The sequence below is a fragment of the Gordonia aichiensis genome (assembly GCF_039946255.1).
Classification (GTDB): Bacteria; Actinomycetota; Actinomycetes; order Mycobacteriales; family Mycobacteriaceae; genus Gordonia; species Gordonia aichiensis_A.
The window spans coordinates 152400-168246 of the sequence record NZ_JBCDWL010000007.1; the positions used below are offsets into that span (position 1 = coordinate 152400).

Genomic DNA, 15847 nt, shown 5'->3' on the forward strand with positions numbered 1-15847 from the left:
CGGTCTACTTCCCGGCCCAGAAGTTGGTGAGGGCGCGGCGGGTCATGTCGACGTCTTGGTAGGCGTCGTGGGCGTTGACGTACTGGACGCCGTGCGCCGCGGTGAAGTCGGACAGCTTGGCGCCGGTCGACTGGTGGTCGAACTTGCGGGAGAGGTTCATCGTGTCGATGACGCGGTCGGTGTTGATGCCGTGCGCGCGCAGGAACGACATCTCGAAGTTCGCGTTGTGAGCGACGAACGTGACGTTCGGGTCGGCGGCGAGTCGAGTGAGTTGCTCGCGCTGTTCGGACTTCGCGAAGGGGGTGGTGCCGTCGAGCTGCTCGTAGCGGATCTGGTGAACGTCGACCATGCCGGTGCCGACTGACGAGGCGATCTTCGGGTTGATGTTGTGCAGGGTGTTCGCGGAGGCGTGCACGTTCCCGGCACCGTCGCACACCTGGTAGCCGGTCTGGATGATCTGGTGCTTGCCGGCATGGGTGCCGTTGGTCTCGAAGTCGACGATCACGAACCGGCGGTTCGGGTCCGCGGCGGGCTTGTAGGACCGGTAGGCGTGACGGACAGCTTCGTCGGCCTTCATGTCCTTGTCGAGGTTGTCGCGGATCAGTCGCTCGGCTTCAGCGGGCGGGCAACCGCGGTAGGTGGCGAGCTGGCGGATGGTGTCGTCGTTGGTCTTGCGAGACGAGTCGGATCCGGGGTTGTTGACAAACCGGAAGGTGCCGGAGTTCTTCTTCGGCGGAGCGTTCGGGTCCGGCGGGTTCGCGCGCTTGTCTTTGACCTTGGCCCACGCCTCGTCGATCTCGGGCTTGCGATCGGCGAAGGTCCGCTTGTCGGGGTCAGCCGGGTCAAGGGGATCGTTGCGGTTCATCCAGTAGGTGCGGACGTCATGGTCGTCGATCGCGACGGTGAGAGCTGCCCGGTCAACACCGGCCGCGTCCATGTAGTGGGCGAGCTGTGGCCGGTAGTGGGCGGGGATGCCGCCCTCCCAGTCTTCGGCGTTGTTGGCGGTCTTCGATTCCCAGATCGCAGCGGGTGCTCCGTCGCGGTCGACGAGGACGCCGTCGACGTTGACGTTCTGCCACTCCTCGTTGCCTTTCCAGGTGGCCTTGGTGCGCTGCAATGTCAGTTCGGGGTTCTCGGCAGCGAACTGGCGAGCCAGGACCGGTTCCCAGGCGTGCCCGCGAGCCGTGGAACCGATGAACTTGGCGCGGTCCATGGTCTGTTCGGCGACCTGCTCGTCGGTGATGGCGTCGATCTTGGTGTTGATGACCTCGTAGGGTTTCCCGTACTGGGACTGGCCGAGAAGTTTGGGGATGTCGGAGCCGCCGAACCCGGTCTGGCGGGCTTCGAGCCACTCGCGGCTGCCCTCCTCATACACCCCGACTTCGGTCGCGGTGCCGAAGGTGCTGCCGGTGTACTCCGGGCGCGGGTCCTTCTCGCCGAGGACGCCGGCGTACTGGGCGGTGCAGTCCTTGTAGTGCTCGAGGTCGCCATTGGTGACCTTGTAGTCGGCGAACGCTTCCTCGTACCGTTCACGGGCGGTGTTGAGGTCGTTGAGGGCGCCGGGTTTGCCGTCGGCCACGTCCTGTTTAGCCTGGTCCCACTGTGCGCTGGCGGCGTTGAGTTCGGTGCGTGCGGTGTCGCGGGCGGCGATCAGGTCGGCCATCTCCGGCGAGGTCGTGCGGGCTTCGAGTTCGGCGTCGAGGGCGTCGAGGTCCATCGTCTCGGCGAGGCCGCGGTGGTTCTCGACAGCGACCGCGCGGGCTCGGTCGAGGCTGTCGCCTTCCCGGACAGCAGCCTGCCACTCGTCGTGGCTGGCCATCGCCATGCGCTCGGTGCTGATGTAGTCGCTGAGCCCGTCAGGATCCGGTTCGATGCCAGCCTGCCGGCATTCTTCCTCGTAGTACGAGCGGAGTCGGGCGTCGATGTCGGCGTCGGTCTCGACGATTTCGGGGTGCTCTTGCCGGTGGGACTCCCTGGCGACGGCGTCCTCCCACGTCCTGCGGGTATCGGCGACGTTGGCGTCTGCAGACGTGATCTGGTCGCGCCAGTCGTCGGGGGTCTGCTCGGTGGAGGACTCGGCGTCGGCGAGCTTGTCGCGCAGCTGCTGGAGCCGCTCCTCGTGGCGGAACCGTTCGGCGCGGTCGAGGAGCTCGGCTTCCCGTTCGGGGGTCAGGGTGCCGTTGAGGGCGGCGTAGAGGTCGTCGAGTTCAACGACGGTCTGCTCGAGGCTGTCGCGTTCGGACTCGAGCACCATCGTGGTGGTGGTGGCTTCGGCGGCGTTGGCTTGGGCGCGTTGGCAGCGGGCGAGGGCTTCGCCTTCGCAGCGTCGGGGGCCGTCGGGTTCGTTGTCGCCAAGGCACATGGCGATCTCCTCTAGGTCTAGCAGTGGTGTGGCTTCGAAGTGCCTTCACTGTATCGGCCGGGTATGACACCGGCGGGGACCTTCCGGGAGGTGCATGGGGACGACTGTGCGGCGGGGTTCTGGAAGTCCAGTCCCCGCCGCACGGTGCAGGGATCTAGCGGTTGGCGAAGTCCAGTGCGCGGCTGAAGGCTGCGTCGGTGAAGCGGTCGGCGGCACCAGTTGAACTGGTGGCGGGCGCGGCTGTCGGCGCTGCGCGCGCTTCGGAACCACTGATCGAATTCCGTCGCTGCCGCTGCTGCTGCCCATGCTGTCGCGGGGGCGTCCTGTTGGATGGCTGCGGTCTGGAACAGGCCCATCAGGTCAGCGCGGCGACGCTCGTAGCGGGTGATCGCGGCCTTGCTGGCACCGGGTTCGGGCTTGAGGTAGAGGCCGTCGATGTACTGCTCGTAGTCGCGCAGCGACATCGGAGTGCTGATCAGCTGCTCGCCGAGCGCGGCGAACTCCTTCGCGTACCGGATGCCGCCGCGGACCGCGTCCTCGACCATCGCCAGACGCTCGGATGCCGACGCGGTGTGCCGGATCGACCAGCCCATCGGCGCACGCAGGCGGGTGGTGCAGCCGTTCGTGCACCACTGACGCACCCCGCGGATTGACGCCTTCACCGCACCGGAAGCGTGACTTGTTGTCTGAAATCGGATGGAGAACCGCACGACGTCCTTGCCGCCGACCCGGATCAGGGCCTCTGGCAGACCCATCGTGATGAACGTATGGCGACCGAAGTCGGTTTCGCCGGCGGACTCGTAGACCGCACCCATCTTGGCGGCCGCCGCGGTGGAGGCGAACGCTTCAGCGTTGCTGATCGGGTGGTAATCGGCGCCCACCATCGACAGGGTGACGTTGTTGTCGTCACGGAGGATCAACTGGCGATCCGGCGCGAACGTGCTGATCTCGCGGTCGCCGACGATCACCGACATCCCGGCGTTGCCGTCGACGGAGTACACACCCCAGTCGAGGTCGGCATCTTCGAGGACCTGGTCCAGGCTCGTCGCCCGAGACGTGTCGGTCCCGAGGACGAGGTCGGGAGACGTTCGGGCGGTCGGATCGGTGATCGGGGAAGCCATGTCGATGACGGTCATCGTGGAGTCCTTTGGTTGAGGTGAGCTGGTCACCATCACCTGACCAGGCAGCCCATTGAGGTCGCGGCACTCCCGCGTCCGGGATGGGCAGCACCCGGCTGCTCACCCGGCCCATCGAGCGGACAGCACCTCCGGATGTCCGCCCGAGCGTGTGGGTCAGTCGACTCGGGTTGCGACGTCGAACGACTCGGCGACCAGCCAGAACCCCATACCGCCGGTGTCGGCCGTGCACGCGAGAGAAAGCTGGTAGGTCCAGGTCTGGTTCTCGTGCGTGAGGTCGACGAGCTCCAGGTCGCCGGCGCGGCGGCGACGAATGCGCGGATCGTCGCGAGTCCAGTGCGACAGACCGAAGATCGATGGCGGTGGTCCGGCCGGAAGTTCGGCGGACAGCGCCGCGAACTCGCCGAGCTCGCACCGGTAGGTGCCGGTGTCGTCGATCTTCTCCACCATCATGATGATGTTCTCCTGCTAGTCGGTCGTCGTGGCCTCAGTGGAGGCCGTCGGCGTCGAGGACGTCGTTGCCGGCGGCGAGACTGCCCGCCACCCGGTCGAGCGCGACGTTGTCGGTGCTGGAACGTGCGGTGTTCAGCGAACTCGCGAGATCAGCATCGATCTGCCGTCCGGCGAGGCGCGCGTCGAGAGCGGCGGCCTGCTCGGCGAGCGCCGCGAGGTCGTCGACCTGGCCGATGAGCGGTTCGGTGTCGGCGGCGAGCTCAGCGAGGACCGTGTCGGCAACCCCCTCATCCTGCTGCCGATGGTGCAGTGCGATCGATGTTTCAGCTCGCCGGAAGTCACGGGACCGCTCATCGAGGTCGGAGAAGTCCGACGCGATGCCCCATAGTGCTTCCTGCAGGTCGGCTCCGACGATGTCAGGGTCACCGAGCGCCCCCTCGGCGAATGCTGCAGACCCGACGATGGCGGCGGCACTGGCGACGGCGCGGTCGCAGTGACTGCGCAGTTCAGGTTCGGTGAAGTCCGACCGCGTCAGATGCGGTCTGCCGAGCGTGTCCTCAAGGGCGGCCTGTGCGCTGTCGCGGTCGGCCGCCGATTGCCGCGTGCGGCGGTCCAGCCAGGTGAACACGGCCACTGCGGCGCCGACAGCACCGATCCCAGCCGCGGTGAACGCAGTGGGTGCGGCTGCGGACGCGGCTATCGCGGTCGACCCGATGACGGTGCCGGACCCGATCGCGGCGCCGCCTGCGTACAACGGCGTCCGCGGTCGGCGGGCCGGCGCGGCGAACGCTGGAGGTAGGTACGGGTTGCGGAGCTTCCAGAAGCTGCCGTCCACCGTCAAACCGATCTGGGAATAGTGCATGACCAGAACGCTAGCGGCTCATCTCAGGGGCGGCGGCACTCTGCGGCGTCGGGTCCCACTGCTGGGCATCGAGGTGGAGCCGGTCAAGGAGTCGGGTTCGGGTGCGGCGGTCAGCGAACGCGAACCCTAGAATCGCGGACAGCGTCATCGGAACGGTGGCGGGAACCGTGACCTCGGTGCGCAGTCGCCCTTCGGTGGTGTTGCGGAATAGCCGTACACGCACTGTCGGCGCGTGCGGGTCGAGCCGGTAGCTGCCCAGGACCTGGTCACGCAGGATCAACGGCTGCAGTGTCGGGTCGTCTCCGACCGGGCAGCCGCGGGCCGGGCCATCGCCGACGGCGTGCCCCCATCGTGCGGATCGGGTGTCGTACTCCTCTTTGGAGACGGCTTCAGCGGTCAGGTGCTGGCGGTGCATCTTGCGGAGTTGTGCTCGGGATGCGCCGGCGGCGGGCGCCATTTCGATCGCGCGGATCGATTCTGCGATCCCGCGCGGTGTCGACTGGTATTCGATGGTCAGGCGGTCCGCGATCGCGGTTGCCTTCTCTGCTCGGGCGACCGCCTTGTCGTGCTGGGAGACCACGACTGTGCGTTTGGCTTCGAGCCGGGTGCGGTGCTGGGACAGCAGCGCCAGGATGCGGTCGCGGTCAGACATGGTCACCTCAGTCACGTCAGGATCCCTGGTGGGTTCGCTTGTCGATTCGTGAACAGGGTACGAATCAGCTTTCCGCGGCCGATTCTCCTGCTGGGAAAGGTCAGTTGATCGGCGCTGGGTCGGTCACCGTGACCGTCACTGTGTTGACCTGTGTCTCCCTGGTGACTTCGGTTTGCGTGACGGTCGTCGGTACGGGCTTGACAGCGGTCTCGGTCGCGGTGACGGTCGCCGTTGTCGTGGCCGCCGTGGTGTGCGTCGTCGCTGACGTCGCAGTCGCAGTCTCAGTCGCCGTTTCGGTCGTCGTGTCGACCTCGGTGACGGTGACCGGACTCTGGTCGGCGGCGGGTGCCGGGGTGTCGGTTCCCGATCTGCTGATCACGCCGACGATCAAGCCGACGACCGCAACGGCAGCGGCTGCGACGGCGACCACTGTCACCTTCCACGCGTTGTTACGCTGCCGGCGAGCTGCCACCACCTGCAGTTCGGCGACGGCGGCCGATGGGTTTGCCTCTCGCTCGGATGCCGGGTCGGGGAACGGTGGCGGTGCCGGAACGGGGGTCGGTGGTGGTGTTGGCGTGCGGTCAGGTGCTTCGCTCCACGCTTCGGCGGGGAGCGCACGAGTGCTGTCCGGGCTGACTGCATCCACTGGGGGCTCCACAACGTCGAAGGGTGGTCGGGTGAGAACGACAGCAGCTTAGATGCCGGGTTTCACAGCACCGATGCGGCGGCGCGGCGAAGAACGCTTCGAGAAGACGCTGATGCCCGACCAGGTGCTGTGTGCTGGTCGGGCATCAGTGCATGTCGTGTCAGGCTGCCGAACGCTGTCGGTGCGATCGCTGGGAGGGGCGGGCACTGTGCACGAGCTGCGGGAGGCTCGGTGTGTGCGCCCGACCGGCCGCGGAGTTCGCGATCGGTTCGAGACGATGCGGCTCCCGAACGGCCACGGCCGCCTGAACGTTTGCTTCGTCCTGCTCCTGCCGGAGGCTCTGTTCCCAGGCGAGGTCCTTCTCGAAGTGAACGACCAAGTAGTAGACGAACGGGACGACGATGACCGCGACGATGACGTAAACCCAATCGGGGTTGATCATGTCCTGGCTCCTTCTGGTTGGTGTGTGGGCCACCATCAGGGTCTCGATCGGGTCCGCGACGTCGCGGCACGAGCAGCCGCGGCTAGCTGTGGGGCAGCTGCGGCAGACCGAGCGTCTTCCGGATGGCGTCGCGGCGGAATCCGATCTTCTTGTGGATTGACGCACGCGTGCGACGCCGATGCCCGGCCGAGGCGACCGCCAGATTGTCCAGCCGTTTGACCAGGTTGTTCAGGATGTCCTTGGGATCGCGCTGCTGGCTGAGCTCCTCGCGGGCGTAGTCGAGTGCCCGCGCGACCGACTCCCGGTAGCTCTGCCCGATCTCCGCGTCGATCGTCGCGGTGGCATTCACCTTCGCGACATCGACGAGCAGCGGCTCGATGTCGCCGACCTCGCCGCCGGCGGCCTTGAGGAGTTCAGCGAATCCCAGCGCCGCCTGCTGCCAGTGCTGGCTGGCGGCTTCGGCTTCGGTGCGCTCCCTGGCTGCGTTCTCGTAGCGGATGCGCCACACCTCGGCATCAGAGCGTGGGGATACCTGGGTTCTCGACGGGGGCAGGTGGGTGCTGGCGGTCATGGCAGTCCTTCCGGTGAATGTGATTGCATCAGCCGGGTCTGACATGTGTTCGTCCCGGCGGGCCCACAGCAGTAGGCCGAAATCAGGGTCGTTGTCTTCGCCGTATCGGCGCGGCAGTCGCCTTCCGGTCGGTGTAGACGGCCTGGCGGCGCGCTTCGGCCATCAACTGCGGATAGGTTTCAGCGATCGCCACCAGCGTGCGGGCTTTGATGATCGCCCCCACTGCCTCCTGGGCGGCCGGATCGCGGGTGAGCCGCCGGATCGCATCCCGGTTGGCGTCGTAGTCGGACAGCGCGTGCCTCAGATAGTTGACGCAGATGCGGGCTACGAACGATTCGTCTGCGGCCGCGGACTCGGGATCGGCGGGCCGCTTTCCCGGGTTGCGGTCGTTGTAGTGGTCGCAGGCTCGGCGGATGAGCTGCGTCGTCGACATCGTCGGCACCTGGATCCGCAGGCGTTTTGCGGTCCGCACCAGGTGAGCGCGGCTCGGGCGAGGTGAGGTCATCGGCGACCGCCGATCAGTTTGTTGTGCGACTGGACTCCGATCTGGGCGGCTCCCCACGCTGCTGCGTGCGCCGGCGTCTCGGCGACCATCACCGACGTCTCGGCCTTCTGCCGGACAGCCTTCTGCACGCCGGGATCCTCGGCGAGCCCACCGGTGAGCTCGATGATCGGCCGCGAGGCGTGTGGATTGCCGGGGACTGTCCAGCGGCCGGTGATCGGGCCGCGGTCGAGGAGCTGCGACAGCAGGCTTCCGGACTGCGCCGGGCTCGGCTGCGGGAACCCGACGTCGTCCATCAGATCTGATTGCGCCTCGGTCAGCTGCAGGAAGATCAGTTCGGTGATCTCGTCGTAACCGACCGTCAGCGGCCCGAGCGGTGCGGGGAACTCGACGACCATCATTCCCGGGTCGATGCCCTGTCGTTGACCAGTCGGGTCCTGGCGTGCCCGACTGAACGCGCTGATGGCCTGGTCCCACCAGGTTTCGCTGGTCAGGCTCGGAAGTTCGGTCCCGGTTTGCTCCGCGATGCGGGCGATGATCGGGCGAACGATCTGCGCCCACCCGCCCTGCGGGTTGGTGATCGAGTACTCACTCCGGGAGTTCCCGGACTGGCTGACGCGCACCATCGTTACCGTCGAGGACCGGGCTCCGATGTCGATTGAGGTGATCGGGCAGTCGACGTACGGGTTCGGTGGCAACGTCGAGGCCGCGACAGCATCAGCCCACGGCACGAGGGTGGAGTCGCCGGGAGCGAACTGGCTGATCGCAAACCGGTACGCCTCCACGATCTGCGTCGGCCACGTCGACGGATACGTTGCGATGACCAGGTCGATGTTGTGGCGAAGGTGTGTGGTCGCCGCCGTCAAGGCGGGCGTGAGAGCGGCGGCCACGAGACTGTCGGCATGCCGCGCGGACCCGGCAATCACCTGGGCTTCCCTCCCGAGCAGTCGGGTGAACCGGGTGATGACCGTTTCGGCCGCGGCGTGGTCAGCGTCGTCGGAGAGGAGCGTGCCGTCGGCGCCGACGTACACCGCCGCCGGCCACCACTCCTGGTTGCGTGGCGACAGGATCGTCGGCTGCGACAAGTCACCGCCGGCGCAGGCTGCGGTGATGGTCGCCGACCCCACGTCGACTGCCAGCACGGTCTTGGCCACAGGAACCTCCCTTTGATCGCTGATCTTGCGAATCAGTATCCGGGCGAGTTTCCCAACCCAGCCGCAGCGTTTCGCCACGGTGCGGGAACGTCGGCAGTGGAAGGAAACGCAAGTGCGAGAATCACGGCAACTTCGAAGCCACACTTGTGAGGAGGACCCGATGGGGTCTGTTGTCGACCGTCTGCGCCGCGCTTGGTGGACAGTCTCTGATGCTGCTGGTGACCGCTGGAGCGCGTTTCGGGCCGCATCGCGGAGGATGCAGATCCTCAGCGTGGTTGGCGTGATCCTGGTCGTCACCGTCGTCGCGGTCATCGTCGGCGGCGCGCTCGGCGGTGGTCACGATGACCGCGAGGATCGGCTGACGAAGGCCCTGGTCACTACCGGCGACCTGCCGGCGAATCTGTGGTCGGGCTGGACCGAACGCACACAGAAGGATCGGCCAGCGACGGCAACCCCTCAGGCCGGCATGTCGGCGAAGCCTGAAGCGTGTGTGCCCGGCGGTGAACTCCAGCGGTCGGTGCAGGGGTTGGCGGTCGACGGTGATGCGTGGGCAGGAACCGACTTCACCAACATCGCGTTGCAGGCGCGCGCCGAAACGATGTTGGTCGCCAGCGATCGCGACGTCGTCTCCCCGGTCGAGAAGTGGGTGTCGTCTTGCGGGTCGACGACGGTGACCGGCAAGGACAGCTCCTTGCAGGTCACGCTCAAGCAGTTGCCGGTCGACCCGAAGGTCTACGGTCTGGCTGCGGCCCGGGTGTTCGCGCAGACGGTCACCCCGAACGTGGCGAACGCGGAACCCGAATCGACGACTCTGACCGCTGTCGGCACGACCGGCGAGCACGTGCTGTACGTGACTCTGACGTTCCCCGGGGCGACCACCAACGATGCGATCTCCACCCTCGACACCCTGTGGCGGGCCCAGTCAGCGAAGCTCGTCGCCTACCAACGGGCTGGCAACCTGTAGGGCCTCAGTTGCCCCAGTTCGAACTGGCTGCAGACAGCGGTGACGCTTGCGCGCGGTCGGTGCTCGACCACGTACTGCGGTCGGGGTCGATGGTGCGCATGAACTCGCCGATGAAGTCCCGCGACACGACCTGACCGGCCTGCCCGTGCCGGAACTTGCCGAGCTGCGCGGTCATCTCAGACGGCAACAGACCCTTCTCAGCGGCGGCCGGGTCGGTCGCGAAGGGCCGGTTCAGCAAGATCACCAGATCGGCGTCCTGCTCAAAGTTGCCCCGACGACTTGAGGTCGGTCAGGGAGGACGGACGATCGGGGGCTGCGGCGTCGCGCCCGAGCTGGACCGCCGACGTCACCGGGACGAGCATCTTCTTCCCGAGCAGCTTGAGTCGGGTGGAGTTGTCCGAGACGCGCGCATACTCCGATGGCGCGGGCTGGCCGGGCGGTGCTTGCAGGAGTTGCTGATAGTCCTGGTAGATCGCCTCCAGGTCGCCGCCGGTGGACCGGAACTTGGCGCGCGCGGCGGCGGCGCCGCGGGCGATCGCCGGCACGTCTGTGGACTGATCGTCGATCACCAACGGCAGGTCCGCGATCTGAGCCATCGCGTTCTCGACCTGCTCGATCTGCGAGGGCGTCAGGGTGTCCGGGTGATGCAGGAAGTCCTTGAGCTTGACCGTTGCGGTCAGCGAGACCGTCAGGCGGGCAAGGATTTCCGGTGCGGTCATCTCGGTCGACGCGAAGTAGCTTCCGTGGCCGGCTTGGGTGGCGGCGCGAATCCAATCGAGGAGGCAAACGGTCTTTCCGACACCCGGACGCGCACCAATGTAGGTTAGCCAACCCTTACGCAGTCCGCCGATGAGCTGCCGGGTCCGGTTCTGCCCGCCGTCGAGATCAGACCATCCGGTGGGGATCCCGACGAACTCCCGAGGATGCAGCCGATCCTCATGGAACTGCGTGTGCAGCGAGGTGATCTGCTCACCGATATCGGGGAGCACCAGACTCGACCGCGACGGAGCGCTGAACAGTGCTTCCACCTTCTCCGCCGCCGCATCCAACGTCAGATCCGAACCCAGCCGCTCGGCGATCACCCGCAGTTCGTTCGCGGCAGTGCGCGCCTGGAACTGATCACCCAACTGCGCCAGGTAGGTGGCGGGAGCTCCGGCAGGTTCGGTGAGGACCGTATTCAGCAGGTCGGTGAGGGCCGGGTACCCGCCGACCTCCTGCAAGATCCCCTTCGACCCCAGATGCTCGTGAACTGACCCGAGCCCGACCGGCGTCCCCTCGAGGAACAGGTCACAGACGGCGGCGAAGATCCGTTGGTGCGGGCCGGGGGTGAACGCGGCCGGCGCCAACGCCGACACCGCCTCACTCAGGTACTGCTGACTGTCTTCCCCGCTACCTCCGTCGAGGAGGGCTCCGAGGACGACTTGCTCGGCGATCGTGGTCACAGAACTCATGGACGGAATCTAGCCAGCCTTCAGCGTCGGGAGCGGCACCTGCGAAGCGAGAAGCTCCTCGTCGACGGCATCGATGAGGGCCTGCGGCCGCGGCCCAGGATCGGTCAGGGTGGTTGGCGGGAACAGAGCAGGCACATCGAGCGGGCACACCATGATCACCACACCGGGAACTCCGAGCGCCCACGGGTGGATGTGCTCGGGGTACGGGAAGGTCTTCGCGGTCAGAAACTCCACGATCCGGCCGTCATCGGTGTAGGCGCGCGGCTTGTGCTTGGGGGCCAGCGCATCCCCGATCGCCCGCACCAGCTTGTCCAGGTCGGGACGGGTCGACGGCGCCACCCGAGGCAGGAACGGCTGATCAGGCACGGCAGGCCTGGTCTGGGATGCGACGATCCCCCACCTCTCCGGTTTGGGCATCGTCAGGACCACATGCACGCGGATCGGGCAGTCCGGGTTCGACCAGCCGGGGCGGCCCGCGAACGCCATGAACGACCGGTGGACAGCGTTCCGCCACGCGAGCAGGTCACTGCCCTTCTCGCGGATGATGACACCGGGCGCGGCGGCCACCATCGAACCCTGCGGGACGGCGACACCCGCAGCCCCGAACATCGCTGACCGGTCGGGCAGATCGGCGAGACCTCCGGCGTTGTGGTCGTCGATGACCGCATCCCCGATCCGCAGCAGCGACCCAGACGATGGTTTGCCCCGACGGCGGGGCGTCGACCGGGGGCGTGATGCCGGCGGAACGGGCGGATTCGATCGCGCAGCTCTCTGCGCCTGGTCCCGACACGCACGGCAGCACTCGACGTCGATAGGAATGATCGTCCCTCCGCACTGGCACACCTTGTGGGTGCCTGCGTTGAGCATCTGCTGGCCGTTCATGCCGACCAGCATAGGGGCCACCTTTCCGGACGCCCGATCCACGATTTAGTGGCCGTGAACTGCAGAAACATGGTTGCGTGCCGCACGCCGTCACCCCCTGCTGACAGCGTTGTCCTCATCGAAGCCACACCCACACCGAGAGGGCAGATCAGATGACCACCTTCCAGCGCCAGCGCGGCGGCTCCTTCGTCGCCTACGAGGCAAACCCCACTCGTACACCGATGCCGATCCAGGTCGGTGACCGCGAGGAGAAGGCTCACCTGCACCCGGAGGTGTTCGTTCACGAGTACCCGTGCATCAAGGTCAAGTCGATCTCTCCGTCGGAGAAGGGCAGCGGGCTGGCGGTCGAGTTCGATCCGGGTTCGGTGCCCGTCCCCGAGGGTAAGCAGCCACTGCGTCGTCCGATCAACGTCAACACCGTCGGTGGTGGAGACATCGAGAAGGCCCTGCGGTGGGCGCTCGACAACGACGAGCCGCTGTACCTGGCAGTCGAGTACCGGCGCAAGTACAAGAACTTCAGCGGCGAGGTCATCCCGTACGACACCCCGATCATGCAGCTGCGCGGCTGCGACGAGAAGGGCAACCCCACCCCGGCCTCGCAAGGCGCATCCCGCGAGAACATCAGCAAGGTCCTGGCCGTCATCGGCCCCGTCTCCGACCCCACCCGGAACCTGATCTCCGACGAGGTCCGCTCGAACCCGATGACTTGGCCCGCCCTGCGCTCCAATCGCATCGGTGCGACGCCGCCGCTCGACTGGGTGCGCATCACCCGCCCCGACGGCACACCTGGTGGTGCGGCCGTCCCGAAGTCCGAGTGGACCGAACTCACCGGCACGAGTGGCGGCACCGTCCTCGACGACGCAGCGTTGGCGCGCATCGCCGACGCTGTCGCGACCCGGCTGGGTGCGACCTCGGACGACCCGACGATGACGCGCCCCCCGAAGCGGACCGGCCGCAGCGCCGAAGGCAAGCGGTGGGAGGCTTTCAACTCCGACGGTCGCGTCAATCCCGGCAGCTACGCCGTCACCGCTCTGTTGAGCCTGCGCGATGCCGCGCTGACCGCACTCGGCGACGCCAACTACGCCGAAGCCGCCGCCGCCGACGGCGAGAACCGTGACCCGGAGCTGCTGACGGCCGAGCAGATCAGCGTCGCCGCCACGGCACTGATGGGAGCACTCGCGAGGGCAGCCGACGGCATCCAGTCCACGATCACGAACAAGCCCGCGAACCGCATCGACGGCTCGTACATCACCGCCAGCAAGGCCCTGCGGCAGGTCATGCTCCGCGAGGTGCCGCTGACCGTGCAGATCCTCGCCGACGCAGCCTCCAAGACCGCATGGCTGTCGATGGTCACCGAACTGGCCCGCGCGCTTACCGCCGCGGTAATGGAGGAAACCGGGCAGTACCTGGACGTGGTCGCCGAACCGACGCCGATCAACGATGCATCCGGACGAGCGCAGCGTCAGGTGGCCCGCCAGAACGAGCAGACCAACCCGCGCCCGACCACGGTGCCCGCCAACCGCGACGTGCAGGCGCCGCCGGAGCCGGACTTCTCCGTCGACGACAGCGGGACCGGACCGGTCTCCTCGGTCACCGATCGCAACAAGGCGATCCTGACGCCGATCCTCGGGCTCTCCGACGGTCTGACTCCCGCAGCCCTGATGCCGCTGCTGGGTCAGGTGTTCGGCACCACCGATCTGGAACAGATCGACCCCGACCGGCTCGCCGCAGTCGCCGACGCGTGGAAGGAGGACGTCGACCAGTTCTTGACCGCAGCCCGCGCCGCCTACAACAAGCAGAACGCGGCCCGCACCGCGTAACGAGCTTCCCGCGCCGGCCGCCCGGCCCTTGCGCCCGGCCGGCGCGGGAAACGCACAGGCCACACTGGCCGCAAACGAGCACCTCACCACCCGGTGCAGCCGCTCGAACACTCAGCCACCGCAGCCGCACACCTACGCGGCGACCAACACGAAAGAGACATCACCATGGCTGGCGAAACCGTCATCACCGTCATCGGCAACCTGACTGCCGACCCTGAACTCCGCTTCACCGCCTCCGGGGCTCCGGTCGCGAACTTCACGATTGCGTCTACCCCGCGCACCTTCGACCGGCAGACCAACGAGTGGAAGGACGGTGAGGGCCTGTTCCTGCGGTGCAGCATCTGGCGCGACGCCGCGGAGAACGTCACCGAGAGCCTGCAGAAGGGCTCGCGTGTGATCGCGCAGGGCAAGCTCAAGCAGCGGTCCTTCGAGACCCGCGAGGGTGAGAAGCGCACCGTCGTCGAACTCGAGGTCGACGAGATCGGGCCGTCGCTGCGGTACGCGACTGCGAAGGTCACCCGCACCCCCAGCCGGGGTCAGGGCGGCCAGCAGTACAGCGGCGGCGGGCAGGGCAGCCAGCAGGGCGGCGGCAGCCAGCAGCAGTCGCGCCCTCCGGCCGACGACCCGTGGGGCAGCGCCCCGGCAGCGGGCGGCGGCTTCGGCGCAGGCGACGACGAACCCCCGTTCTGACCCGACCCCGAAACGCCGATGGCGGGCACCGCGTTCGGTGCCCGCCATCGGCGTATCCACGATCAGAAGAAGTCGAATCCAGTCCCCAACTGCACGTTCGCGCGTGAGCTCCGGTAGTCAGCTTCCAGCAGCCGCGAGCCGCACCGGGGCAGCATCAGCCGCCGAGACCATGGCGGCAGTCACGAGCTCGATGAGCTCGCGGGCAACGATCTCAGGGTCGGTCAGAACCAGGTTGTGGCCGGCATGGGGAACGACGCGGAGTGATGAGCGGGGTACGCCTGCTGCGATCGCTTCGGCGTGCGCGACTGGCGTGATGAAGTCCTGTGCGCCTGCCACCACCACGGTGGGGATGCCCGCCAGCCGATGCAGGGACGATGACTCGTCGAGGTCCAGCAGCGATGACAGCAGCTCGGCGAGCACCATCGACGAGGGGCGCCGCAGCGTTCCGCAGTTCCCCAGCGCTGGCGACATCGCAGTCCGCACCAGACCCCACACCGAGTTGAACAGGCACGGCAGCCGCTGCGCGACGCCGGGCAGGGCGTGTCCGATCGGCTTCGGTAGCAGTCGTGCGATGCCGCCGTGGTCGGCGATGCAGCTCGAAGCGGTCGCCACCAGGGCGGTTCCGCGGACCTGGCTGACGAGGTGCGGGTGACGGCGCAGGCACGCGAGGATCGTCATGGCGCCCAGCGAATGCCCACCGAGGATCAGCGGGCCATCCCCGGCGACTGCGTCGATGACGGCAGCGAGGTCATCGGCGAGGGTCTCCACCGTGTGAGAGTGGCGGGGGCCGTCGGCCGAGTGGCCGTGTCCGCGGTGGTCGTAGGTGACGACCTGCACGTCCGGGCACGCCGCGGCCAGCGTCCGCCGGGTCCGCGCCCAGCTGCTCGAGTTCATGCAGAACCCGTGCGCGAGCACGACCGTCAGGCCGGCAGTGTCCGGTCCGCTGATAGAAGCGGCCAATGTTGTCCCATCTGCGGTGGGGACCTTGATCTTCATCGCGAAACCCTTCCAAGAGACGTGGATCACATTTCGATGTGATGGGCACAGCGTCGCACCCGACATTCCCGAGCCGCGGCACACGACCTCCCCCCGGCACCAGGCGAACCCAGATCAGATGAACGACCACTCCCCGGCCTGACGACAGGCAGATACCGCCGAATCTGACGCTCCAGTCCCCTCCCCCCACATGCGAAAACGCGGCAAGGCGATTCAGGAAAGGTGGTCCATAGACTCAGCGGCATCATTCGAAGCCACACACCC

The 15847-nt window shown here is 67.3% G+C and carries 17 protein-coding genes; 3 read left to right on the top strand and 14 right to left on the bottom strand.

Annotated elements, in window-relative coordinates:
- Positions 1-4: 4 nt before the first annotated feature.
- From AAFO60_RS10690 to AAFO60_RS10735, 10 genes are all read right to left on the bottom strand, one after another.
- Positions 5-2362 (bottom strand): YqaJ viral recombinase family protein, encoded by a 2358-nt coding sequence (locus tag AAFO60_RS10690; RefSeq protein ID WP_347956178.1) that lies wholly within the window; start codon positions 2360-2362, stop codon positions 5-7.
- 17 nt (positions 2363-2379) lie between these two features.
- Positions 2380-3498 carry a DUF932 domain-containing protein gene (locus tag AAFO60_RS10695; RefSeq protein WP_347956179.1) on the bottom strand — a complete coding sequence of 373 codons (1119 nt, stop codon included), beginning with the start codon at positions 3496-3498 and terminating at the stop codon, positions 2380-2382.
- Between the two features lie 156 nt (positions 3499-3654).
- A complete protein-coding gene (locus AAFO60_RS10700; RefSeq protein ID WP_347956180.1) occupies positions 3655-3951 on the bottom strand; it encodes a hypothetical protein in 297 nt (98 codons plus the stop codon).
- A 34-nt stretch (positions 3952-3985) separates the two neighbouring features.
- Complete coding sequence (locus tag AAFO60_RS10705; protein WP_347956181.1) at positions 3986-4813, bottom strand: hypothetical protein; 828 nt, start codon at positions 4811-4813, stop codon at positions 3986-3988.
- Between the two features lie 10 nt (positions 4814-4823).
- Positions 4824-5480 carry a hypothetical protein gene (locus AAFO60_RS10710; protein WP_347956182.1) on the bottom strand — a complete coding sequence of 219 codons (657 nt, stop codon included), beginning with the start codon at positions 5478-5480 and terminating at the stop codon, positions 4824-4826.
- An 85-nt stretch (positions 5481-5565) separates the two neighbouring features.
- Positions 5566-6111 (bottom strand): hypothetical protein, encoded by a 546-nt coding sequence (locus tag AAFO60_RS10715; protein WP_347956183.1) that lies wholly within the window; start codon positions 6109-6111, stop codon positions 5566-5568.
- 160 nt (positions 6112-6271) lie between these two features.
- Positions 6272-6553, bottom strand: coding sequence for a hypothetical protein (locus AAFO60_RS10720; protein WP_347956184.1), 282 nt, complete (start codon positions 6551-6553; stop codon positions 6272-6274).
- Between the two features lie 82 nt (positions 6554-6635).
- On the bottom strand, positions 6636-7124 hold the full coding sequence (locus AAFO60_RS10725; RefSeq protein ID WP_347956185.1) for a hypothetical protein: 489 nt from the start codon (positions 7122-7124) through the stop codon (positions 6636-6638).
- 82 nt (positions 7125-7206) lie between these two features.
- A complete protein-coding gene (locus tag AAFO60_RS10730) occupies positions 7207-7629 on the bottom strand; it encodes a hypothetical protein (protein ID WP_347956186.1) in 423 nt (140 codons plus the stop codon).
- Positions 7626-8780, bottom strand: coding sequence for a hypothetical protein (locus tag AAFO60_RS10735; protein ID WP_347956187.1), 1155 nt, complete (start codon positions 8778-8780; stop codon positions 7626-7628). Before AAFO60_RS10735 ends, AAFO60_RS10730 begins: the two co-directional genes overlap by 4 nt.
- Before the next feature lie 25 nt (positions 8781-8805).
- Between AAFO60_RS10735 and AAFO60_RS10740 the strand changes: the two genes are divergently transcribed.
- A complete protein-coding gene (locus tag AAFO60_RS10740; protein WP_347956188.1) occupies positions 8806-9744 on the top strand; it encodes a hypothetical protein in 939 nt (312 codons plus the stop codon).
- Between the two features lie 4 nt (positions 9745-9748).
- Here AAFO60_RS10740 and AAFO60_RS10745 read toward each other — a convergent pair whose 3' ends face one another.
- Genes AAFO60_RS10745 through AAFO60_RS10755 form a run of 3 tightly spaced genes read right to left on the bottom strand, consistent with a single transcriptional unit; the run spans position 9749 to position 12077 of the window.
- Positions 9749-9988 carry a hypothetical protein gene (locus AAFO60_RS10745; protein WP_347956189.1) on the bottom strand — a complete coding sequence of 80 codons (240 nt, stop codon included), beginning with the start codon at positions 9986-9988 and terminating at the stop codon, positions 9749-9751.
- A gap of 16 nt (positions 9989-10004) precedes the next feature.
- Entirely contained in the window at positions 10005-11195 is a 1191-nt protein-coding gene (locus AAFO60_RS10750) for a DnaB-like helicase C-terminal domain-containing protein (protein WP_347956190.1), read from the bottom strand.
- Positions 11196-11204: 9 nt separating this feature from the next.
- Positions 11205-12077: a RusA family crossover junction endodeoxyribonuclease gene (locus tag AAFO60_RS10755; protein ID WP_347956191.1), complete on the bottom strand. Its 873-nt coding sequence runs from the start codon at positions 12075-12077 to the stop codon at positions 11205-11207.
- 152 nt (positions 12078-12229) lie between these two features.
- On the opposite strand from AAFO60_RS10755, the gene AAFO60_RS10760 reads away from it, so the two are divergent.
- Both AAFO60_RS10760 and AAFO60_RS10765 read left to right on the top strand, forming a co-directional pair.
- Positions 12230-13897, top strand: coding sequence for a hypothetical protein (locus AAFO60_RS10760; protein ID WP_347956192.1), 1668 nt, complete (start codon positions 12230-12232; stop codon positions 13895-13897).
- Between the two features lie 165 nt (positions 13898-14062).
- Complete coding sequence (locus tag AAFO60_RS10765) at positions 14063-14587, top strand: single-stranded DNA-binding protein (RefSeq protein WP_347956193.1); 525 nt, start codon at positions 14063-14065, stop codon at positions 14585-14587.
- Between the two features lie 117 nt (positions 14588-14704).
- Here AAFO60_RS10765 and AAFO60_RS10770 read toward each other — a convergent pair whose 3' ends face one another.
- Positions 14705-15583: an alpha/beta fold hydrolase gene (locus tag AAFO60_RS10770; RefSeq protein WP_347956194.1), complete on the bottom strand. Its 879-nt coding sequence runs from the start codon at positions 15581-15583 to the stop codon at positions 14705-14707.
- Positions 15584-15847 lie beyond the last annotated feature (264 nt).

What these genes read in the sequence shown, in the direction of transcription:
- AAFO60_RS10690 (WP_347956178.1), bottom strand. Translation starts at nt 2,362, where the DNA reads ATGTGCCTTGGCGACAACGAACCCGACGGCCCCCGACGCTGCGAAGGC.
- AAFO60_RS10695 (WP_347956179.1), bottom strand. Translation starts at nt 3,498, where the DNA reads ATGACCGTCATCGACATGGCTTCCCCGATCACCGATCCGACCGCCCGA.
- AAFO60_RS10700 (WP_347956180.1), bottom strand. Translation starts at nt 3,951, where the DNA reads ATGATGGTGGAGAAGATCGACGACACCGGCACCTACCGGTGCGAGCTC.
- AAFO60_RS10705 (WP_347956181.1), bottom strand. Translation starts at nt 4,813, where the DNA reads ATGCACTATTCCCAGATCGGTTTGACGGTGGACGGCAGCTTCTGGAAG.
- AAFO60_RS10720 (WP_347956184.1), bottom strand. Translation starts at nt 6,553, where the DNA reads ATGATCAACCCCGATTGGGTTTACGTCATCGTCGCGGTCATCGTCGTC.
- AAFO60_RS10725 (WP_347956185.1), bottom strand. Translation starts at nt 7,124, where the DNA reads ATGACCGCCAGCACCCACCTGCCCCCGTCGAGAACCCAGGTATCCCCA.
- AAFO60_RS10730 (WP_347956186.1), bottom strand. Translation starts at nt 7,629, where the DNA reads ATGACCTCACCTCGCCCGAGCCGCGCTCACCTGGTGCGGACCGCAAAA.
- AAFO60_RS10750 (WP_347956190.1), bottom strand. Translation starts at nt 11,195, where the DNA reads ATGAGTTCTGTGACCACGATCGCCGAGCAAGTCGTCCTCGGAGCCCTC.
- AAFO60_RS10755 (WP_347956191.1), bottom strand. Translation starts at nt 12,077, where the DNA reads ATGAACGGCCAGCAGATGCTCAACGCAGGCACCCACAAGGTGTGCCAG.
- AAFO60_RS10760 (WP_347956192.1), top strand. Translation starts at nt 12,230, where the DNA reads ATGACCACCTTCCAGCGCCAGCGCGGCGGCTCCTTCGTCGCCTACGAG.
- AAFO60_RS10765 (WP_347956193.1), top strand. Translation starts at nt 14,063, where the DNA reads ATGGCTGGCGAAACCGTCATCACCGTCATCGGCAACCTGACTGCCGAC.
- AAFO60_RS10770 (WP_347956194.1), bottom strand. Translation starts at nt 15,583, where the DNA reads ATGAAGATCAAGGTCCCCACCGCAGATGGGACAACATTGGCCGCTTCT.